Source organism: Sphingomonas ginsengisoli An et al. 2013 (genome assembly GCF_009363895.1).
GTDB lineage: Bacteria > Pseudomonadota > Alphaproteobacteria > Sphingomonadales > Sphingomonadaceae > Sphingomicrobium > Sphingomicrobium ginsengisoli.
This window is the reverse complement of the sequence record NZ_CP045434.1, coordinates 1,493,611-1,515,623: the sequence shown is the minus strand read 5'-3', so window position 1 is coordinate 1,515,623 and position 22,013 is coordinate 1,493,611. Positions and strand designations below refer to the sequence as shown.

Here is a 22,013-nt window from a genome sequence, read left to right as displayed (position 1 = left end):
CGCTGCCGTCCAGACCGAGGTGAAAATCTGCCACTTGCCCTACTCGCAATTCTGTGAACATACTTGTCGGTAGGAGGTGCCCGGCGGGCGGGCGAGGAGGGCTCATGACAACGCATCATCTGCTTCGGACTGCGGCTTGGTTTGCCGGTGTAACGCTTGCCGTCCCTGCCTTCGCGCAGGTCCAGCCGACCGACGGGACCACCACCGCGCCGACCGATCCGGCCGAGGCCACGCCGCCCAAGCCGAGCACCGGTCCTGCCACGCCGGCAACCGAAGCCGGGGACGGCAGCGCAGGCGAGATCGTCGTCACCGCGACCAAGCAGTCGCTCTCCCTCGCCAAGACCCCCGCGGCGATCAGCGCCATCACCGCCGACCAGATCACGCCCGGCGGCATCCAGAACATCGGCGATCTCCAGACGGTCGTGCCGAGCGTCTCGATCGGCGACCAGTTCGGCGTCAACCGCACCTTCGTCCGCGGCATCGGCCTCACTAGCATCGATCTTGGCGCCGACGGCGCGGTCGCCTTCCTCCAGGATGGCGCGATGATCGCCCGGCCGTCGGCGCAGCTGAGCGGCTTCTATGACCTCGAGCAAATCGAAGTGCTGCGCGGGCCGCAGGGCACCATCTACGGGCGCGGCGCCACCGCCGGTGCCTTCAACCTCGTCGTCAAGAAGCCGACGCTGACCCCCGAAGGCTATGCCCGGATCACGCTCGGCAATTACAACAACCGCATCCTCGAAGGCGCGGTCAGCGGCCCGGTTGCGGGCGACAAGCTGATGATCCGCCTCGCCGGCAAATATGAGAAGCGCGACGGCTACGGGACCAACCTGTTCACCGGCAACGACATCGACAATCGCAACGCCTATTCCGTCCGCGGGGTGCTGGTCAGCCGGCTGTCGAGCGCGGTCAAGGTGACGGTGATCGCCGATCACAGCCACGAAAAGGACTCCAACTACGCCTTCCATTATTTCGGCCCGACCATCGTGCCGGACAACCAGCTGCCGCACGTCCTGATCGGCGGCCGCTCGATCTTCGATTACTACAACGCCCTCAACCAGCAGCCGAACTTCCGGAACATCTATTCCGACGAAGAGCCGCTCAATCGCCGCAACGGCACCGGACTGACGGGAATCGTCGACTTCAACCTGGGCAAGCTGTCGCTCAAGTCGACCACCGCCTGGCGCAAGTTCCATCGCTTCAACCGCGACGACCTCGATGTCAGCAACGTCTGGATGTACGGGCGCAACGACTACACCGAGGACAGCAAGTCCTTCAGTCAGGAAGTGACCGGCACCTACAACGCCGGCAACCTCACCCTGCTCGGCGGCCTGATGTACTTCCACGAGCGCCTCTACGGCGAAGTGAAGGTGCCGACGATCAACCTCGGCGTGCTGTTCGGACTGCCGGCGAATACCTTCGACAATGGCTTCTACCTGCAGCAGGGAACGGTCCGGACCTCGGCCTATGGCGCCTTCCTCCAAGGCAGCCTGCAGGTCACGCCGACGGTCAAGATCACCGCCGGTGCCCGCTACAACTACGAGAAACGCGCCGGGGCCGGCTTCTTCCGCTTCGATGCGATCGGCGTGAACGTCCCCACCGACAAGAAGAAGGGCTGGCGCGCCGTCACGCCCAAACTGCTGGTCGAGTGGGAGCCCGATGCCGACACCCTCGTCTACGGCACCATCACCCGCGGCTTCAAATCCGGCGTCATCAACGTCGGCAGCCAGAACGACGTCATCAACCCCGAATATGTCTGGAACTATGAGGCGGGGTTCAAGCGCAAACTGTTCGACCGCCGCATCCTGCTCAGCGGCGCCGTCTTCTACTACGACTATAAGGATCTGCAGGTCGGCTTCGTCAACGCGCAGAGCATAGTTGAGACGATCAACGCGGCGTCGGCGCGCAACTACGGCGCCGAGCTCGAGCTGCAGGGCAAGGTCAGCGACCAGCTCTCTGTCAACGCCTACGGCAGCTACCTGAACGCCCGCTTCACCGACTTCTGCAATGGCTATTACGGCGCCGCCGTCGCCCGGCCGGGCATCAGCTATGCGCCCTGTCCCAATCAGCCGGGCCTCGTCGACCTGAGCGGCAAGCGACTGCCCAATGCGCCCACGCTGAGCTTCGGCGCGGGGTTCGACTACACGATCCCGCTCGGCCGCAGCAAACTCGTCGCCGACGCCGACGTCTCCTACCAGAGCAAGGTCTACTTCACCGAGTTCAACAATTACGACGCCCAGCAGAAGGGCTTCGCCATGTTCAACGCCGGCCTGACTTACTCCAGCCCCGGCGATCGCTTCAGCATCCGCGGCTGGGTCAAGAACATCGGCAACAAATATGTGATCGCCAACAACATCGTGGCCGCGGCGACCTTCGCTTACGTCCGGGTCGGCTCGCTGATGCCCCCGCGCACCTATGGCGTCACCCTGGGCACGAAGTTCTAGCGTCGAAAAGGAGGAGAGCCGGGGTTGGCGGCTCCGGCACTCTCGAGTGCAGCATGGACCAGTTCCACATCGGCAAGATCAAGGTGTCGCGGGTCGAGGAGTGGAGCGGCGGCTTTTCGAGCGCCGACTTCCTCTTCGCCGGCTACGAAGAGGAGGAGTGGCGACGCCGCGAGCCCGAGTTCGTGCCCGACTTCTATCTGCCCGACGAAGGCCGCATCTTCGGCGTCCTGCAGAGCTGGGTGCTCGACACCGGCCGCGAGCGGATCCTGTTCGATACCGGCGCGGGCAACGACAAGGATCGGCCGGGCATTCCCATCTTTGGCAATCTCGAGACTGACTTCCTCGCGCGCCTTCGCGCCGCCGGCTATGAACCGGGCGACATCGACACCGTCGTCTGCTCGCACCTCCACATCGACCATGTCGGCTGGAATACGACGCTGGTCGACGACCGCTGGGAACCGACCTTCCGCAACGCGCGCTACGTCCTGCCAACCGCCGACCGCGATTATTGGGACCCACAGGGCGAAGGGCAGCGCCCGACCGAGCAGGGACAATATGTGAATGCCGGCGTGTTCGAGGACAGCGTCCAGCCGATCATCGACGCCTCGCGCGCCATATGGGCCGACGATGGCTTCGAAGTCGCCGAGGGCCTGACCTTGCACAGCCGACCGGGGCACACGCCGGGCCAGATGGCGATGGAAGTGCGGACGCCCGACCAGACGGCCTTCTTCGTCGGCGACATTCTTCATCACCCGATGCAGGTCCACCGGCCCGACTGGAACAGCCGCTTCTGCGAGGACCCCGAGCAGGCCATCGCCTCGCGCCGCCAGACGCTGGAGCAAGTCGCCAACAGTGGCGCGCTGCTCGTTCCCGCGCACTTCGGCGGCGAGCATCTCGTGCGGGTCGCCCGCGAGGGGTCGTCTTTCCGGCCGCTCTACGTGCGGGACGTCGCCTGATGGCCACAAACCCCGTCGATCTCGTCGCAACCGCCCGGCAAAGACTCCCGATCCGCGGGCTCCAGCGCCTCGACGTGAGCTGGCCGACGGCATGAGCCTGGCGCTGGCCAGTCGCGGCGGACCGCTCAGCGGGATTCGTGTCGTCGAATTCGCCGGCTTGGGCCCGACGCCGTTCGCGGGGATGATGCTGGCCGACTATGGCGCCGAGGTCCTCCGCATCGAGCGCGCCGGCGCCCCGCCCTATCTCGGCGCGGCCGATTTCCAGGTCCTCAACCGGAGCCGCCCCTCGATCGAACTCGACCTCAAGCAACCGGCCGGCGCCGCCTTCGCCAACGAACTGCTCACCAAGGCCGACATCTTGCTCGAAGGCTACCGGCCCGGCGTGATGGAGCGGCTCGGCTTCGGCCCCACGACCGTCTGCGCCGCCAATCCGAAACTCATCTATGCCCGCATGTCGGGCTGGGGCCAGGAGGGCGAGCTCGCCACTTTGGCCGGCCACGACATCAACTATCTGGCGATGAGCGGCGCGCTCCATGCCATCGGGCCGGCGGGTGCGCCGCCCGTGCCGCCGCTCAATCTGGTGGCGGATTTCGGCGGCGGCGGAATGCTCGTCTTCTCCGGCATCCTCGCCGCGCTGGTCGAGCGGGCCTCGAGCGGCCGAGGTCAAGTCATCGACGCGGCGATGCTCGACGGCTCGGCGCTGCTGTTTGCCCAGATCGCGGGCTGGCAGGCGGCGGGGGTGTGGCACGATCGGCGCGGTCACAATCTGCTCGACGGCAGCGCCTATTTCTATCGCTGCTACGCAACCGCCGATGCCAAGTTCATCGCGGTCGGCGCGCTCGAACAGCAGTTTCACGACGCGCTCCTGAGCGCCCTCGGCCTCGAGCCGGAGGAATTCGGCGATCGCCTCGAACCGGCGCAGTGGGACGCGCGCTCGGCACTGCTTGCCGAACGCTTTCGCACTCGCACGCGCGACGAGTGGGTGACGCACTTCGCCGGCATCGACGCCTGCGTCTCGCCCGTGCTGTCGCTCGAAGAAGCCGAGGCGAATCCGGCCAATGCCGCGCGGCGCCTCTATGTCGATGGCGAACCCTCCGCCGCGCCGCGTTTCTCGCGAACGCCGGCCGAGCGCCGCTCGACGCCGGGCAGCGCCGGGCAGGGCGGTGCCGCCGCCCTGCGTCAATGGGGAATGACCGACGACCAGTGGCGGCCGCTGCGGGACGAGGGGCTGCTGCGGGCGGAATGATCGAAACGCTTGCGGCCGCGGGCCGCATCGAATTTTATTCGTGTCGAGGAGGCGAGTGATGCAAGTGGGTACCGAAATGACCTTCACGGCGACCGAGCGGGTGAGCATCGGGCGTCCGGCGGCCGAGGCCATCCGCGAGCAGGCGGAGCGACAGGATGCCAAGAGGGTCTTCATTCTCGCCGGATCGACGCTCCGCCACAAGACCGACGAGATCGCCGCGATCGAGCGCGCGCTCGGCGATCGTCATGCCGCGACCTTCGATGGCATCCATCCGCACGCCCCGCGCACCGACGTCCTCGCCGCCACCAACGCGGCGCGCGCGGCCGACGCCGATCTAGTCGTCACGGTCGGTGGGGGGTCGGTGACCGACGCCGGCAAGATCGTCACCTTGCTGATGAAGCACGGCATCCAGGACATCGCCTCGTTCGAGCCGCTGCGCGTCTACGTCACCGACGACGGACAGGTGATCAACCCGGTGACGCAAGGTCCCGACATCCGCGTCATCTGCGTGCCGACCACCCTGTCGGGCGGGGAGTTCAATGCGCTGTCGGGCTCGACCGACGAAGCGACCGCCCACAAGCAGGGCTATGAGCATCGCCTGATGGCCCCGGTGATGGTCGTCCTCGACCCCCAGCTCACCCGTCACACGCCCGAGTGGCTGTGGCTGTCGACCGGGGTCCGCTCGGTCGACCATGCGGTCGAGACGCTCGGCTCGGACAAGTCGAACGACTTCGCCAACGGCCTTGCCGACAGCGCGCTGCGCTTGCTCGCCGAGGGCCTGCCGCGGGTGAAGGCCGACGCCAACGACATGGAAGGCCGCCTCAAATGCCAGATCGGCGCCTGGCAATCGATGATCAGCATCATCGGCGGGGTGCCGATGGGACCGAGCCACGCGATCGGGCACATCCTCGGCGGCACCTGCGACGTGCCCCACGGCTATTGCTCGTGCGTCATGGCCCCATACGTCCTCGCCTGGAACGCCGAGGACGATGCCTCGCGCCAGGCGCGGATCAGCGACTGCCTCGGCCAGCCCGGGGTGCCGGCGGCGGAGGCGCTCGACAAGTTCATCCGTGGTCTCGGCATGCCGCGGACGCTGGCGGAAGTCGGCGTCGGCGAAGATCGCTTCCAACAGGTGGCCGAGTATACGCTGCTCGATATTTGGGGTCGAACGGGTCCGCGAGCGGTTACTTCGGCGGACGACATTCTCCAGATCCTCAGGATGGCGGCATAGGCACGATGGTGGCGAGTAGCGTGAAGGCGGTTCCCAAGGACGGCGGCCGACGGCAGATCCGGCCCGAGGTGATCGCTTTCAAGAAGGCGCGCATCCTCGAGGAGGCGAGCGCGCTGTTCTTCGAGAAGGGCTATGAGGCCGCGACCCTCGAAATGGTCGCCGACAAGCTGCACGTCACCAAGCCGTTCATCTACACCTACTTCAAGAACAAGGGCGAGGTCCTCGCCGCGGTCTGCGCCATGGGCGTCACCGAATCGCTCGGCGCGCTCGACGCGGTGGCCGACGTGCCGGGCACCCCGGTCGAGCGGCTGCGTGCCGCCTTGGAGGAAGTGGCGCGGATCATCATCGAGCGGAGCGACTATATCGTCGTCTACCAGCGCGAGATGATGAACCTCGAGCGCTCGGACGCGCAGCGGATCATGCGCCTTCGCCATGAATTCGACCTGCGCGTCGCCCGCCTGGTCGAGGATTGCCAGCGCTCGGGACAGGTGTCGCTCACCGACGCGGCGACCATGTCGGTGTGGATGGGGGCGATCCTGAGCTGGATCCCCAATTTCTACCGCCCGGGCAGTCGCCGCACACCGGAATTCGTCATCGGCCAGGCGGTCCAGGCCTGCTTGCGCCTCATCGGGATCGACTGACCCATGACCGCCCGCGACTTCGCCGATCCGAGGATCCCCAATCGCGACGAGTGCGTGTTGCGCTACCTCCTCGACCGCCACGCGGCCGAGCGCCCCTACAAGACTCACGTCGTCTTCGAGGATGGCGAAGAATGGTCGTTCGCCGAAGTCCGCCGGCGGGTGATCGCCAAGGCGGTCGGGCTGCAGCGGCTCGGCGTCAAACGCGGCGAGCGGCTAGCGGTCTGGCTCCCCAACGGCCGCGAAGGCCTGCTCACCTTCTACGCGGCCAACTACATCGGCGCGGTCTTCGTGCCCTTCAACACCGCCTATCGCGGCAATCTGCTGGCGCACGTCATCCGCAATAGCGATGCGAAGATACTGGTGGCCCACGCCGGCCTCGTCGCCCGCCTCGGCGAGGTCGACCTGGCCGCGCTCGAGCACATCGTCCTGGTCGGTCCCGACATTGACGGCGAAGCGCCGCTCCCCGTCAGCCGCTTCGAAGACCTCGACGGCGCGGAAGAACAGCTCGAACCACTGGGCGAGCCGATCCAGCCGTGGGACTTGCAGTCGATCATCTACACGTCGGGGACCACCGGCCCCTCCAAGGGCGTGCTCTCCTCCTACCTGCACATGTTCTCCAACGCCGGGCCGGAGAGCTGGCCGATGGTGGGTGAGGACGATCGCTACCTGACCGTCGCGCCCTTGTTTCACATCGGCGGGATGGGACCGCCGTTCGTCATGCTGGCGCGCGGCGCGTCGGTCGCCATCGTCGAGAATTTCTCGACCGAGCGCTTCTGGGAGACGGTGCAGCAGACGGGCTCCACCGTCGTCTTCCTGCTCGGCGTGATGGCCACCTTCCTGATGAAGCAGCCGCCCCGGCCAAGCGACCGCGAGCATGGCGTCAAGCTCGCCTTCATGGTCCCCTTCACCGACCAGGCGCCGGCCTTCACGGAACGGTTCGGCATCGACATCTACACCATCTTCAACATGACCGAGATCGCCTCGCCCTGTGTGTCGGTCGCCAATCCGAGCGAACGCGGCACCTGCGGCAAGGTGCGGCCGGGCGTCGAGGTCCGGCTCGTCGACGCCAACGATTGCGAGGTCGCGGTCGGCGAGATCGGCGAGATGCTGGTGCGCAGCGATCGGCCGTGGGGGCTCAACAGCGGCTACAACAACAATCCCGAGGCCACCGCCGAGGCATGGCGCAACGGCTGGTTCCATACCGGCGACGCCTTCCGCCGCGATGCCGAGGGCAACTTCTTCTTCGTCGATCGGGTCAAGGACGCGATCCGCCGCCGCGGCGAGAACATCTCCTCCTTCGAGGTCGAGGTCGAGGTCTGCGCCTTCCCCGCAGTGCGCGAGGCGGCTGCGATCGGCGTGCCGAGCGAATATAGCGAAGACGAGGTCATGGTGATCGTCGCGCCCGTCCCCGGCCAGACGATCGACCTCGCCGAGCTCGCGGCCTTCCTCGCCGAGCGCATGAGCTACTTCATGGTCCCGCGCTATTTCCGGATCCTGGACGAACTGCCCAAGACTCCCTCGGCGAAAGTCCTCAAGGCCGATCTGCGCAAGGAAGCGGTCACCGCCGACACCTGGGATCGCGAACGCGCCGGCATCCGGCTGAAGCGCGAAGCGCTGCGCTGAGCTGAGCGCGGCGGGCGCGCCGACCACATTGCGGCTCGCAAAGGCGTGTGGGTTGGCTACAACCTTCGTCATCGTCACCCGATGCCGGGAGGGAAAATCGTGCTGGGACTGCTTGCCGCCGCGTTGCTACAAGGCCTGACGCCGCCTCCCGCCGCCCGCCCCACTACGGTTGCAGCCGCGCCGTCCTGGCCGACCCATGAGCAGGACGTCGTCCTCAAGGATTTCCGCTTCCAGAGCGGCGAAATGCTGCCGCAGGTGCGGATGCACGTGACGACGCTCGGCCAGCCGCATCGCGATGCGGCCGGGCAGATCGACAATGCGGTGATGGTGCTCCACGGCACGGGCGGAACGGGCAAGCAATTCCTCGTGCCGCAGTTCGCGAGCGAGCTGTACGGGCCGGGTCAGCCGCTCGACATCCGCCGCTACTTCATCATCTTGCCCGACAATCTCGGCCACGGCGGCTCGTCGAAGCCGTCGGACGGCCTCCGGATGCGCTTTCCCAAATATGACTATGCCGACATGGTCGCGGCGCAGCACCGGCTGCTGACCGAGGGGCTCGGGGTCACCCACCTGCGGCTGATCATGGGCACCTCGATGGGCTGCATGCACAGCTTCGTCTGGGGCGAAACCTACCCGACTTTCGCCAGTGCGCTGATGCCGCTCGCCTGTGAGCCGGTCGAGATCGCCGGCCTCAACCGCATGTGGCGGCAGCTGGCGATCAACGGCATCGAAGCCGACCCCGCCTGGCGCAACGGCGACTACACCGCGCCGCCGCTGGCCGGGCTGCGCTCGGCCGAGAACCTCCTGTTCGTCGCCGGCGCAGCGCCACTTTTCTATCAGGCGCAATATCCGACCCGGGCGACCGCCAGCGCCTTCGCCGAGCAGCGGGTCGCCACCGCCATGTCATCGCTCGACGCCAACGACCTCATCTACCAACTCGATTCGTCGCGGACCTACAATCCGTGGCCCGCGCTTGAGCGCATCCGCGTGCCGGTGACGTGGATCAATTCGGCCGACGATTTCATCAACCCGCGCAACCTGCCTTTTCCCGCCGAGGCGATGAAGCGGATGCCCGCGGCGCGCTTCCGCCTGATCGCCGAGACGCCCGACACGCACGGCCACGGCACCCACACCTGGGCCAAGTTCTGGAAGCAGGATCTGGTCGAACTGCTGGCGCGCTCGCAATGAGGGTCGTCTTCAAGGCGCTGGCGCTGTTGTGCGCCGGCGGCAGCGCAGCGCTCGCCCACGCCGCCGAGCCGCCGGCGCTGCTGCTCCGCCCAGCCGCCGTGTTCGACGGCGTCAACGCCGCGGTCCATCCGGGCTGGCAAGTGCTGGTCCGGGGCGACCGGATCGAAGCGGTCGGCCCGGGGCTCGCGGCGCCGGCTGACGCCAAGGTGATCGACCTCCGCGGCGCCACGCTCATTCCGGGAATGATCGAGGGGCACGGCCACCTCTTCCTTCATCCTTACAATGAAGCAAAGTGGGACGCGCAGGTCCTCAACGAGCCGCTCGCGCTGCGCACGGCGCGGGCGGTGGTGAGCGCGCGCGCGACGCTGATGGCCGGCTTCACCACCGAGCGCGACCTCGGCACCGAGGGCGCTGGCTATGCCGACGTCGGGCTGCGCCAGGCGATCGACCAGGGCATCGTTCCGGGCCCGCACCTCATCGTCGCCACCCGCGCGATCGTCGCCCGCGGCGCCTACGGTCCCAAGGGCTTCGAACCGGGTGTCGCCATCCCGCAAGGCGCCGAGGAAGTGAGCGGGGTCGAGGAGATCGTCAGCGCGGTGCGCAGCCAGATCGCCGCGGGCGCCGATGTCGTGAAGCTCTACGGCGACTATCGCTGGCGTGGCGGCGAGGAGAGCCGGCCGACCCTCTCGCTTGCCGAGATGAGCGCGGCGGTGGCGGCGGCGCACGACGCCGGCCGGCTGGTCGCGGTCCACACTGTCACGCCCGAAGGGATGCGGCGGGCGATCGCCGCGGGCGCGGACACGATCGAGCATGGCTATGGCGGCACGCCCGAAATCTTCGCCAGCATGAAGCAGCATGGGATGACGCTGTGCCCGACGCTTGCCGCCGCCGATGCGGTCGCGCGCTACGCCGGATGGAACGGGGCCGAGCCTGCGCCGGCTGGCGTCGCGCTCAGCCGTGCGTCCTTCCGCGCCGCGCGCAAGTCAGGCGTCAGCCTCTGCGCGGGCGGCGACGTCGGGGTGTTTCCCCACGGCGAGAATGCGCGCGAGCTCGAGCTGATGGTCGCCAGTGGCATGGCGCCCGCCGAGGCGATGACCGCCGTCACGTCGGGCAATGCACGCGCCTTCCACCTCGCGGATCGCGGGCGCATCGCGCCGGGCCTGCGCGCCGACCTCGTCGGGCTGGGCGGGGACCCGACCACGGACATCCTCGCGACGCGCCGGGTCCGGCTGGTGATCAAGGACGGCCGGGTGGTCGAGGGCGCGGGTCAGTCGCCCGGGCGGTAGCGCCGCTCGACGTGGGCCGCGAGGTCGGCCGGGGTGAAATAGACCGGACGCAGCGCACCGGCGGCATAGCGCGCGGCCTGGTCGGCGAAATGCGGCGATCCCGGCTGCCCGCTCTCGCCGCCGGCCGACACGGCGCGCGCGCGCGGACCCTGTGGCGTGAACTCGACCACCGCGACGAAGCTGTTGCCGTTGGTGCCGTACCACCGCTTCGTGCTCTTCGGCGCCGCGCCGAACGAAGCGAGCGAGCCCCACTTGTTCGAGGTGAAGCCGACCGGGATGCTCGGCGCCTGGTCGTCGAACGGTGAGTCGATCGCGCTCGAGATGCGCTGGAAGCGATTGACCTCGCCCCACGGCACGCGCCAGCCGCCGAAGTCACGCTGGAGTCGAGCCAGCCCGCGTTCGAGCGCTGCCAACTTGTCCGCCGGCGGCAACGCCTCGAGGTGGCGGAAGAAGTTGCGATGATCGCCCCACGTCCGCGCAACCGCCGCCTTGGTCAATTCGTCACCCCAATATTGCGCGACCGTGTTCGGGATCGGGCCCGTTCCCCACCGCTTGTCCCACGCCGCGAGCGCGGCCACCGGTTCGGCCAATCGTGAGCGCTGTGCACCTGCGGGAAGCGCTTGCCAGGCGCTGACGAGCAGCGGCACCAGCACCTCGAACGACGGCTGCGCGCTGTCATAGGCAGCCGCCTGCAGCCGATCGAGACTCCACCGTCCCGGCGCCGACAGCAGCCGCGTCGCGTGGATCGTCCTGTAACTCTCCCCGGCCGTGTCGAGGTAGGGCGGATAGTTCGCAGGCTTGAGCGAATCCGGCCCCGCCGCCGAATAGAGCCAGTCGTTCGAATTGAAGACCCAGCCGCCACGCGGGTTGAGCGTGTTGGGCAGCGCCGCGACCGCATGCAGCCCGCGCCAGTCGGTCGCGGGGTCGCTCCCGTCGATCCGGTCGCTGGTGTAGTCGACCTTGGAATCGCGCACCGGCATGAACTGTGGCGCGAGTAATGCGATCTCGCCCTTGTCGTCGGCGAACACAGTATTGTTGCTGCTGTTGGCGCGCAGTTGCGCTACCTGCATGAAGCTCGCGAGGTCGGTCGCCCTGGTGCGCAGGAAGCTCTGCTGCAGTGCCGCGACCGGGCGATCCATCATCGCGAAGGCGACATAGCGCCCGTCCAATTCGCGCACGATCGGACCGCGGTGGGTCATAAGCGCGGTGAACTGGCGCGTGGCAAGGCGGCCGTCGGCAGTGCGATAACGTAGCGTGATCGCGCGCTTGCCGAGCGGTCGGCAGGCGGTGCCGTAGACATAGCAGGGGCCACCCGGCCCGCGCTTGATCCGGTAGGCGAACTGGTCGACGTTATCGACGCCGCTCGACGTGTGCATCCACCCGGCGTGACGGTTCCACCCTTGGTAGATGAAGAACTGCCCCCAGGTCGCCGCGCCATAGGCATCGAGGCCCTCGTCGCTCGAGACCTGCTGCTCGGCGCGGAAATAGAAGCTGGTGTGGGGATTGATCAGCAGCAGCGTGCCGCCGTCGCTGGTCAGCTTCGGCGCGATGGCGATCCCGTTCGAGCCGCGCGGCTCGGTGTCGGGCGCCCGCGCCGCGACCCGGATCGCCGGGCCGCCGTAGAAAGCGGCGAGCGCCTTCAAGTCGATGCGCTCGATATCGCCGCCGATGCTGCCTTCGGTGAAGCTCAGCGCCATCCACGGCTCGAAGCGGGTGAGCACGCGCGGCTTCACCTGGGGGTGGGTGGCAAGGTAGAAATTGAGCCCATCCGCCCAGGCATCCATCAGCCGCTTGAGCCACGCCGGGCTGGCGGCATAATGCGCCTTGAGCTCGGGCTCGCTGACATACAGCCGCGCGCGCAGATCCTGCCAGATCGCACCCTCGCCCTCGGCCTCGGCGGTGCGCCCGAGCGCGGTCAGATAGTTGGCTTCGATCCGCGGGAAATCGTCCTCGGCCTGCGCGTAGATCATGCCGAACACCGCGTCGGCGTCGCTTTTGCCGTGGATGTGCGCGATGCCCCAGTCGTCGCGGACGATCGACACGCGGGCCGCTTCGCTGCGCCACTGCCGGACCTCGCCCGGCGACGCCGCCGCGGTCAGCAAGAGCAACAGCAAGGCGGCGGGGCGGGGGAGGGTGGGCATCAGCCGATGCTGCGCGGTCGTTCCGCCCGGCGCAAGGCTTCCCGCCGCTCGCCCGTTCGCCATTTCGTTCGTCGGACCGTCGAACGGCAGTGGCGCGGCCGCGAAAATCGGGCAGTCTCGCGCCGTCAGCTTTTGCAGCAGGTGGGGTGAATGCTCGAAATCACTGGTCTGAGCCACGTCTACGCCAACGGAACCCGGGCGCTCGACGACGTGAACCTGTCGATTCCACGCGGGATGTACGGGCTGCTCGGCCCCAATGGCGCGGGTAAGTCGACCCTGATGCGGACCATCGCCAGCCTGCAGGCGCCGACCGAGGGTCAGATCCGCTTCGGCGACATCGATGTCCTCGCCGAGCCCGAGCGGCTGCGCCGCACGCTCGGCTATCTGCCGCAGGACTTCGGCGTCTACCCGCGGGTGTCGGCCTACGCGATGCTCGACCAGATGGCGGTGCTCAAGGGCATCACCGGCAAGGGTGAGCGCAAGGCGGTGGTCGAGACCCTGCTCAACCAGACCAATCTGTGGGCCGTCCGCGACAAGGCCATCGCCGGCTTCTCGGGCGGCATGCGCCAGCGCTTCGGCATCGCCCAGGCGCTGATCGGCAATCCCGAACTCATCATCGTTGACGAGCCGACCGCCGGCCTCGACCCCGAGGAGCGCAACCGCTTCCTCAACCTACTCGCCGGGATCGGCGACAAGGTCGTCATCATCCTCTCCACCCACATCGTCGACGACGTCGCCGACCTCTGCCCGCGCATGGCGGTGCTCGCCGACGGCCGCGTCCAGCTCGAGGGCCCGCCCGCCGACCTGATCGCCTCGACCCGTGGCAAGGTGTGGAAGAAGGTGGTCAAGCCGGCCGAAGTCGCCTTCAATCAGGCCACCCACGAAGTCATCTCGACCCGCTTGTTCGCCGGCAACACGATTATCCACGTGCTGGCGGACAAACAGCCCGACGGCTTCGAGCCGGTCGAGGGCGGGCTGGAGGACGTCTATTTCTCGACGCTCTCCACGCTCCGCCGAGCGGCTTGAGGAAGCGCAAAAATGACTTGGGGGATCCTCCGCTTCGAAGTCCGCTACCAGCTCAAGAACCCGGTGTTCTGGGTGGCGATCGCTTTGTTCTTCCTGATCGGCTTCGGCATCACGGCGAGCGAGAATGTCCGCCTCGGCACGCCCGGCGGGGTGCACGAGAATGCGCCCTCGGCGATCGCCACCGCGACCGCGATCCTGAGCCTGTTCTACATCTTCGTCGTCACTGCCTTCGTCGCCAATGCGATCGTCCGCGACGATGCCAGCGGCTTCGCGCCGATCATCCGCGCGACCCCCGTCACGCGGACCCAGATCGTGCTCGGCCGCTTCATTGGCGGACTGATTATCGCCTGGCTCGGCTACCTCGCCTTGCCGCTGGGCATGGCGGTCGGCTCGACCATGCCGTGGGTCGATCCCGAGACGGTCGGGCCGCAGCGCCTGTCCTATTACGCGTGGAATTTCGTGCTGTTCGGCATCCCGAACATCTTCCTCATCAGCGCGCTGCTGTTCGCGCTGGCGACCAACCTGCGCTCAATGCTCGCCGCCTACATCGGCGCTGTGCTGCTGGTGATGGGCTATCTGGTGACCGTCAACGTCGTCGGCCAGAAGATCGAATATCGCGAGACCTTCGCGAAGTTCGAGCCGATCGGTATCGGCGCGCTGTCGCAGGCGCAGCGCTATTGGACCCAGAGCGAGCTCAACAGCCGGCTGCTCGACCTCTCGGGGAACATCGCCTTCAACCGGGCGTGGGCGATCGCCCTCGGGCTCGTCTTCCTCGGCATCACCGTGTGGCGCTTCTCGATGACCGAGCGCGCTCCCTCAAAGCGCCGGCTGCGCAAGCTTGCGCGGCGGAAAGCGCGAGAGGTAGCGGCGGCAGCGGTGATCCCGGATGACGGCGGCAGCGCGATCGTCGCGCGCGACCTCGTGCCCTCGCGCGCCGTGCAATTCGTCAGCCGGCTCCGCATCGAGGTCCGCCAGGTGCTGACCAGTCCCGGCCTGCTCGTGCTCGCGCTGTTCGCAGTGGTTCAGACCGCCGCCGCGCTGTGGCTCGGGCGCTCGACCTACGGCACCAGCGAATATCCGACCCTCGCCGGCGTGATCGGCAACGTCCGCAACGGCTTTGCGATCGTGCTGCTGATGATCGCTGCTTTTTATGGCGGCGAGCTCGTCTGGCGCGAGCGCGACCGCAAGCTCAACGAGCTGATCGATTCCACCGCGGTGCCGAGCTGGGTGATGACCATCCCCAAGGTGCTCGCGATCTTCGTCGTGCTGCTGGTGGTCAATCTCGCGGCGATGGCGACCGGCATGTTCTACCAATTGGTCGAAGGCAGCCACGACTTCGGCCTTGCCGCCTACCTCGGCTGGTTCATCATCCCGGCCGCGATCGACGGGCTGCTGATCGCCATCCTCGCGGTGGTCGTCCAGGTGCTCAGCCCCAACAAATATGTCGGCTGGGGCGTGCTGTTCGTCTGGTTCGTCGGCGGCATCTTCCTGTCGAACATGGGCTACGGCAACCCGCTCTATAATTACGGCCAGAGTCCGTCGGTCCCGCTCAGCGACTTCGTCGGCGCCGGCAGCTTCTGGAAGGGCGCGGCGGTCTTCCAATTCTATTGGCTGCTGTTCGCGCTCCTCCTCGTCGCTTTCGCCCACATCCTCTGGCCGCGCGGCACCGACATCGGTCTCAAGGTGCGGCTGGCCCGGCTCAGGCGCCCATCGGCGCGGATGCCGCTGTCGATCGCCGCGGTGGCGGCGGTCCTGATGGCCGGCACCGGCGTCTACGCCTATCACAACATCAAGCAGCTCAACCGCTACCAGACTTCCGACGACGTCGAGGCCGAAAGCGCCGCCTTCGAGCGCAAGTATCTCAAGTACGAACGTCTGCCCCAGCCGATCGTGACCCATGTGCAGATGGCGGTCGCGCTCTATCCGAACGAGCGGCGGCTGCTGGTCCGCGGCCGCTACGATCTCGTCAACAAGACCGGACGACCGTTGGCCCAGGTCCACATCCGCTTCGGCGATCGCGACCTCGACGTCCAGCAGCTCAAGCTGGCGGGGGCCGAGCTCGTCTCCAACGATCCGCGCTTCGCCTACCGCATCTATCGTTTCGCGACCCCGCTGGCGCCCGGCGCGACCACCACCCTCGACTTCCAGACGCAGATCTGGCGGCGTGGCTTCCGCGCAGCGACGCCGGCGACCGACGTGATCGAGAACGGCACCTTCGTGAACAATTTCGACGTCGCGCCGATCATCGGCATGGGACGCCAGGGCCTGCTCACCGACCGCGCCAAGCGCCGCCGCCAGGGTCTGCCGCCCGAGCTTCGCCCGGCCAAGCTCGAGGACCTCTCGGCGACCGGCCGCAACTATATCGGGACCGACTGGGTCACCTCGGATATCAGCTTCAGCACCGCCGCCGACCAGGTGCCGGTCGCGCCGGGCTCGCGCGTCTCCGACACCGTCGCCAACGGCCGCCGCACCGCGCGCTTTGTCACCACAGCGCCAATCCAAAATTTCTTCTCGATCCAGTCGGCCGACTATGCCGTCGCGCGGGAGCGTCACAACGGCATCAACCTCGAGGTCTATTACCATCCGGGCCACGACAAGAATGTCGCGCGAATGCTGAACGCGATGGGGCAGGCACTCGACTATTACCGCTCGCAATTCGGGCCGTACCAGTTCGACTATGCCCGGATCATCGAATTCCCCGGCTACCAGAGCTTCGCCCAGGCTTTTGCCGGAACGATGCCTTACTCGGAGACGATCGGCTTCAACGCCAACACCAGCGATCCGACCAAGATCGACTTCACCAGCTACGTCGTCGCGCACGAGATGGCGCACCAGTACTGGGCCCACCAGGAAACCGGCGCCGACATGCAGGGCGCCACCATGACGACCGAGACGCTCGCCCAATATTCGGCGCTGATGGTGATGAAGCGGCTCTACGGACCCGACAAGATCCGCCGCTTCCTCAAGTACGAACTCGACAACTACCTCTCCAACCGTAAGGGCGAGGTGGTCGAGGAAGTCCCGCTCGAGCGGGTCGAGAACCAGGGCTACATCCACTACCGCAAGGGCGCGGTGGCGATGTATCTGCTGCAAGAGAGGCTGGGCGAAGCGGCCGTCAACCGCGCGCTCTCGCGCTTCCTCGCCAGCTTCCGTTTCAAGGGCGCGCCTTACCCGCGCTCGCTCGATCTGATCGCCGAATTCCGCAAGGAAGCGCGCTCACCCGCCGACCTCAAGCTGATCGACGACCTGTTCAGCCGGATCACGCTTTACGATCTCAAGGTGACCGACGCGAAGACGGTCAAAATCGCCGGCGGCTGGCGGACCACGCTGACGATCGCCGCCGCCAAGGACTATGCCGACGGCAAGGGCGAGGAGACGCGGACCCCGCTGGCCGAGCCAATCACGGTCGGCCTGTTCACCGCGCGGCCGGGGCTCGGCGCCTTCGCCCCGGCGAACGTCCTCGTCATCAAGCCGTGGCCGATCCACTCGGGAACGCAGCGGGTGACGATCGACACGCCGGCCAAGCCGACCTTCGCCGGGGTCGACCCGTACAACACCTACATCGACCGCAATTCGGACGACAATGTGAAGGAGGTTACCGCCTCCTAGCCGGCGGCGGACGGGCGCCCAAAGGCCAGGTCATGGAACCCACGGCCGCGACAAGGTTTACGGTTCGGTAAGCAGAAGTCGAGCAAGGAGGGCGGACGGCAAGGAAGGCGACCGAGCGCGCATGATCTGGTCCAGGCTATCTCGACGCTTCGAGGCGCGTTCCGCCGCTTTGCTGATCACCCTTGAAACCCGGCTCGGCCGGATCCTCGCCTTCTGGCTCCTCCTCTCCGGCGTCGGCGTCGCCGCCCGCCTCCTGACCAGCATGCCGCTCACCGGCTCAGCGCTGCCCAGCCTGCTTCCTTATCTGTTGATGGTCCTCGCGCCGGCGGCGTCGATGCTGCTCGCCCGGCGCTGGTTCGGCGAGGCCGATCGGGAACCGCGCCAGGACTTCGCGCTCGTGTCGGTCGGCAACTGGCGGCGGGTGACGCTGCAGCAGGCGCGCCAGCAGCCGCTCTACGGCAGCGGCGGGATCATGGTCTCGCTGCTGGTCGGCCTGCTCCTCAACATCCCGATGCGCGCCGCCGAATATCTGGCGGCGGTGCCCGCCTTCGGCGGCCCGGTGCCCAACTGGCTGTTCGTCCTCCGCTCCATGCTCAGCCTCGACGTCGTCTTGCTGCCGAGTCTCTACGCCATCGTCTTCGTCGCCGCGCTGCAGCGCTCGCCGCTCTTCCCGCGCCTGCTCGCGCTAGTGTGGATCGCCGACATCGGGATGCAGGTACTGACCGCGCAGCTGGTCGGCCACAGCAGCGACCTTCCCGCCGACGTCGCGACCTCGCTCTACGGCTTGCTCAACGGCAATGTGACGAAGGTGCTGATCAGCGTCGCCTTGTGGACGCCCTATCTATTATTGTCCAAGCGCGTGAACATTACCTTCCGGCACCGCCTCCCGAACTGACGCGACTCGGGCCGCACGGAGTCGCTGGCCGGGCCAAAACCTTGAATTTATCGGGATATTAGTGTGGCAAGGGTGCCGCAGCGACTGCCCCAGAGCGGGAAAACGGCGATCCGTTAACTGTCTATCGCGGACAGATTTCCGTTTTGAATCAAGACCATACCAGAGTGGTTCTATCTGCTCTAAGTCGTTGAACTGGTTAACAGAAATAGTTGACTCGGAGTTAACCATAATTCAACTTGTCCACAGCTGAGCAGTAAGGGAGTGCGTTCAACACTGTCCCGCTGATGTGCTGGCGAGAACAGGTCCCCGAAGCTGCCTGGCAGCTTCAGCTGGGCGTCCGGGGTGGGCGGCCCAGGCTGAAATCTGGGGACAGTCAACATGCACACCTTCCTGACCATGATGAAGGACGAGGCCGGCGCCTCGGCCGCCGAATATGCGCTCATCCTCGCCATCGTCGGCACCGGCATCGCCGTCGCCGCGGTGACGCTCGGTAACTCGATCGCCGGCGCGATGGGCCGCGCCACCACCTGCATCAACAATCCGCCCGCGGTCGGCGCAACGACCTGCGGCACGGCCGCCGCGTCCTAAGGCAAGTTGCCACCACGCCGCCCTCCTGGCGTGAGGGCGGCGGTCGGTTTCACTCGGAACAAGAGGAACTCGCCATGAACACGTTCGTGAAAATGATGAAGGATGAGGCCGGGGCCTCGGCCGCCGAATATGCACTCATCCTCGCCATCGTCGGCACCGGCATCGCCGTCGCCGCGGTGACGCTGGGCAACTCGATCGCCGGCGCGATGGGCCGGGCGACGAACTGCATCGACAACCCGCCCGCCGTCGGCTCGTCGGCGACTGCGGCCTGCGCGACCACCGCCGCAGCGAGCTGAGCCGATCGTCAGGGGTTCGCCGGTCGCTAGGCGCCGGCGAACCCTCAACGATCTGAGCGATGTCGTTTGAGCGGGGGATAAGCGGATGCGGCAGCAATCACTGATTGCACTTGGGGCGGCCATCTTCATCGGGCTGATCGCGGTCTATCTCGCGAACAGTTTCCTGACCGCGACCCAGCGCAAGAACGAGCAGGTGATGACCCGCGTGGCGGTTGCCGCGGTGCCGCTAAACTACGGCAGCGAGCTCACTCCCGACAAGGTCAAGTTCGTCGACTTCCCCGCCAATGCGGTTCCGGTCGGCAGCTTCAGCCAGAACGCCGATCTGCTGACGCCGGGCGCCAAGCGCGTCGCGCTGCGTCCAATGGCAATCAACGAACCCATTCTCGCGGACAAGATCACCGGCAAGGGGCAGGGCGCGTCGATCGCGGCCCTCCTGGCCGACGGCAAGCGCGCGGTGTCGGTGCGCATCAACGACGTCTCCGGGGTCGCCGGCTTCGTCCAGCCCAACGACACGGTCGATGTGCTGATCACCCGCAACATCGCCAACAGCGCGCAGCAAGCGACCGACGTGCTGCTGCAGAACGTGCGCGTGCTGGCAACCGACCAGCAGGCCAACAATCCCGACGGCAAGCCCAACGTCGCGCGCACCGCGACGCTCGAGGTCGATCCGCTCGAGGCGCAGAAACTGGCGCTGGCGCAGGAGGCGGGGACGCTCGGTTTGGTGCTTCGCAAGCCTGGCGCCGACCAGGACATGACCGCGATCCAGACCGTCAGCCTCAACGACTTGCGCTACGGCATCACCCACGGCCCGGGCTGGCGTCCGGCCGCCGTGGCGGCAAGCGCGCCGCGCAGCGCGGCGCCGGTCGTCCGCCGTGCTGCCGCGCCGGTGCGGCGCGCGGCGCCGGCGGCGCTGCAACCCAGCGGAACGAGCGTGGAGGTCGTCAGGGGGACGACCCAGAACACTTATCAGGTGGGGACCTATGGGGGATAATCGCTTCAAGGTCGCCAGCGCGCTGGCGCTGGCGCTCGCGCTGGCGGCGACGCCGCAGGGCGCAGCCGCGCAGGTGGCCGGCATCACCGTGTCCGACGGCGTCCGCGCCGGTGAGCTCGCGGTGCCGGTCAACAAGAGCCAGGTGATCCGCTCGGACAGGCCCTACGTCCGCGCGCTGATCGGCAATCCCGAGATCGCCGATGTCCTCCCGCTCTCCAGCCAGTCGCTCTACGTGCTCGGCAAGAAGACCGGCACCACCAGCCTCACGCTCTACGGCCGCAACAACGCGCTGATTGCGGTGATCGACGTCGCGGTCGGGCCCGACGTGATCGGCCTGCGCCGCCAACTGTCCGAGCTGATGCCCGGCGACCGGGTCGGCGCGCGGCTGAGCAACGATGCGATCGTGCTCGACGGCACCGTCGCCAGCGCCGACGCCGCCGACAAGGCCGTCCAGCTCGCCGAGACCTACGCCCCCGGCAAGGTCGTCAACATGCTCTCGCTGGGCTCGTCGCAGCAGGTGATGCTCGAGGTCCGCTTCTCCGAGGTGAAGCGCTCGGCGCTCAAGCAGATCGGCGTCGGTCTCGGCGTCCAGGGCGGCGGCAGCCACGGCTTCCAGGGCGTGATCGGCGGCGGCGCCAGCCTGACCACCGATTCCACCGGTCTGAGAACCTACGGTCTCGGCGCGATCGTCGACAGCTTCGGCATCCTCTCGCGGACCTTCAAGATCCTCGGCGGGACCTTCGACGCCACCCTCGATGCGCTTGAGCGCAACGGCTCGCTGACCACGCTCGCTGAGCCCAACCTCGTCGCCTTGTCGGGGCAGACCGCCAGCTTCCTCGCCGGTGGCGAATTCCCGATCCCCGTCGCGCAGAGCAGTGGCAACAGCGGCGGCACGACCGGCAATGCCCCGGCGATCACGGTCGAATATAAGCAGTTCGGCGTCAGCCTCGCCTTCACCCCGACGGTGCTCGCCGACGGGATGATCAACCTCGTCGTCGCGCCGGAAGTCAGCTCGATCGACCCGACCGCCTCGGTGGTGATCAACAACCTGCGCATCCCCGGCCTGCAGACGCGGCGCGCCAAGACTACTGTCGAGCTGCGCGACGGCGAAAGCTTCGCCATGGCCGGCCTGCTCCGCCAGGATTTCCAGAGCACGGTCCGCCAATTGCCGCTGCTCGGCTCGCTCCCCATCATCGGCGCGCTGTTCCGCTCCAACGGCTTCCAGCGCGAGGAGACCGAGCTGGTGATCATCGTCACCCCGCGCCTGGTGCATCCGGTTCGCGCCGCGGCGCTCAAGCTGCCGACCGACACCGCCAAGCCGCCCAACGAGGCCGACGAGTTCCTGCTCGGGCGGACCGACACCGGGGTGCCGATCGGCTCGCCGCTGTTCCGCGGTCCCTATGTCGGTCACCAGCCGACCCTCGCCCCACCGCCGCCACCGCCGCCACCGCCTGGTGCGTCGGCGGCTCCGGCAGCGGCTGGCGCCAGCGGCACCGCGGCGGCCGGCCCGGTCGGCTTCGAGAAGGACTATGGCCATGACCTCTAAGGCGCGGCTCGCGCTGCTGCTGGCGCCGCTGATGCTCGCGGGGTGCAGCACCTCGCCCGAGGCGCCGCACCTCGGCGCCGACTTCGGCGAGGCAGTCAAATATAACGCCGCGATCCAGGTCAACGACCCCGACCCGGTTTACCCGGCGAGCGCGGTCCAGGCCGGCGCGCGGGGCGACATGGGCGCGGCGGCGGTGAAGCGGTTGCGGACCGACAAGGTCAAGGAGCCGCAGACCGATAGCACCCAATCGAGCGGCGGCAGCTCGGGGTCGAGCTCAGGGTCAGGCTCGGGCGCGGGTCCGAGGTGAGG

At 67.4% G+C, this 22,013-nt stretch carries 17 protein-coding genes; 16 read left to right on the top strand and 1 reads right to left on the bottom strand.

Going from position 1 to position 22,013, the window contains the following annotated elements; genetic code table 11:
• Nucleotides 1-104: 104 nt before the first annotated feature.
• The 8 genes from GCU42_RS07225 (at nt 105) to GCU42_RS07190 (ending at nt 10,612) form a co-directional block, all read left to right on the top strand.
• Nucleotides 105-2,441: a TonB-dependent receptor gene (locus GCU42_RS07225; protein ID WP_114226897.1), complete on the top strand. Its 2,337-nt coding sequence runs from the start codon at nt 105-107 to the stop codon at nt 2,439-2,441.
• Between the two features lie 53 nt (nt 2,442-2,494).
• On the top strand, nt 2,495-3,397 hold the full coding sequence (locus GCU42_RS07220) for an MBL fold metallo-hydrolase (protein WP_114226896.1): 903 nt from the start codon (nt 2,495-2,497) through the stop codon (nt 3,395-3,397).
• Nucleotides 3,398-3,488: 91 nt separating this feature from the next.
• Nucleotides 3,489-4,643 carry a CaiB/BaiF CoA transferase family protein gene (locus tag GCU42_RS07215; RefSeq protein WP_114226895.1) on the top strand — a complete coding sequence of 385 codons (1,155 nt, stop codon included), beginning with the start codon at nt 3,489-3,491 and terminating at the stop codon, nt 4,641-4,643.
• 58 nt (nt 4,644-4,701) lie between these two features.
• Nucleotides 4,702-5,874 (top strand): iron-containing alcohol dehydrogenase, encoded by a 1,173-nt coding sequence (locus tag GCU42_RS07210; protein WP_114226894.1) that lies wholly within the window; start codon nt 4,702-4,704, stop codon nt 5,872-5,874.
• 20 nt (nt 5,875-5,894) lie between these two features.
• Nucleotides 5,895-6,515, top strand: a complete 621-nt coding sequence (locus GCU42_RS07205) for a TetR/AcrR family transcriptional regulator (protein ID WP_240309370.1) — start codon at nt 5,895-5,897, stop codon at nt 6,513-6,515.
• A 3-nt stretch (nt 6,516-6,518) separates the two neighbouring features.
• Nucleotides 6,519-8,138: an AMP-binding protein gene (locus GCU42_RS07200; protein WP_114226892.1), complete on the top strand. Its 1,620-nt coding sequence runs from the start codon at nt 6,519-6,521 to the stop codon at nt 8,136-8,138.
• Nucleotides 8,139-8,237: 99 nt separating this feature from the next.
• Complete coding sequence (locus tag GCU42_RS07195) at nt 8,238-9,326, top strand: alpha/beta fold hydrolase (protein WP_420496904.1); 1,089 nt, start codon at nt 8,238-8,240, stop codon at nt 9,324-9,326.
• On the top strand, nt 9,323-10,612 hold the full coding sequence (locus GCU42_RS07190) for an amidohydrolase family protein (protein ID WP_114226890.1): 1,290 nt from the start codon (nt 9,323-9,325) through the stop codon (nt 10,610-10,612). Before GCU42_RS07195 ends, GCU42_RS07190 begins: the two co-directional genes overlap by 4 nt.
• Here GCU42_RS07190 and GCU42_RS07185 read toward each other — a convergent pair.
• Entirely contained in the window at nt 10,594-12,753 is a 2,160-nt protein-coding gene (locus GCU42_RS07185) for a penicillin acylase family protein (RefSeq protein ID WP_114227769.1), read from the bottom strand. The genes GCU42_RS07190 and GCU42_RS07185 overlap by 19 nt on opposite strands.
• A gap of 150 nt (nt 12,754-12,903) precedes the next feature.
• Here GCU42_RS07185 and GCU42_RS07180 point away from each other — a divergent pair, with 150 nt between their 5' ends.
• The 8 genes from GCU42_RS07180 to GCU42_RS07145 all read left to right on the top strand — a co-directional run bounded on the left by GCU42_RS07180 (nt 12,904) and on the right by GCU42_RS07145 (nt 22,011).
• A complete protein-coding gene (locus tag GCU42_RS07180) occupies nt 12,904-13,779 on the top strand; it encodes an ABC transporter ATP-binding protein (RefSeq protein WP_114226889.1) in 876 nt (291 codons plus the stop codon).
• 12 nt (nt 13,780-13,791) lie between these two features.
• Nucleotides 13,792-17,388 carry a M1 family aminopeptidase gene (locus tag GCU42_RS07175; protein ID WP_114226888.1) on the top strand — a complete coding sequence of 1,199 codons (3,597 nt, stop codon included), beginning with the start codon at nt 13,792-13,794 and terminating at the stop codon, nt 17,386-17,388.
• A gap of 121 nt (nt 17,389-17,509) precedes the next feature.
• Nucleotides 17,510-18,283, top strand: coding sequence for a DUF2569 domain-containing protein (locus tag GCU42_RS07170; protein WP_152569486.1), 774 nt, complete (start codon nt 17,510-17,512; stop codon nt 18,281-18,283).
• 378 nt (nt 18,284-18,661) lie between these two features.
• A complete protein-coding gene (locus tag GCU42_RS07165; RefSeq protein ID WP_240309369.1) occupies nt 18,662-18,871 on the top strand; it encodes a Flp family type IVb pilin in 210 nt (69 codons plus the stop codon).
• Between the two features lie 74 nt (nt 18,872-18,945).
• A complete protein-coding gene (locus GCU42_RS07160; protein WP_168713103.1) occupies nt 18,946-19,167 on the top strand; it encodes a Flp family type IVb pilin in 222 nt (73 codons plus the stop codon).
• Nucleotides 19,168-19,252: 85 nt separating this feature from the next.
• Nucleotides 19,253-20,158, top strand: a complete 906-nt coding sequence (cpaB, locus tag GCU42_RS07155) for a Flp pilus assembly protein CpaB (protein WP_114226886.1) — start codon at nt 19,253-19,255, stop codon at nt 20,156-20,158.
• On the top strand, nt 20,148-21,704 hold the full coding sequence (locus tag GCU42_RS07150) for a type II and III secretion system protein family protein (RefSeq protein WP_114226885.1): 1,557 nt from the start codon (nt 20,148-20,150) through the stop codon (nt 21,702-21,704). Before cpaB ends, GCU42_RS07150 begins: the two co-directional genes overlap by 11 nt.
• Nucleotides 21,694-22,011 (top strand): hypothetical protein, encoded by a 318-nt coding sequence (locus GCU42_RS07145; RefSeq protein ID WP_114227766.1) that lies wholly within the window; start codon nt 21,694-21,696, stop codon nt 22,009-22,011. Before GCU42_RS07150 ends, GCU42_RS07145 begins: the two co-directional genes overlap by 11 nt.
• The last annotated feature ends 2 nt before the right edge of the window (nt 22,012-22,013 follow it).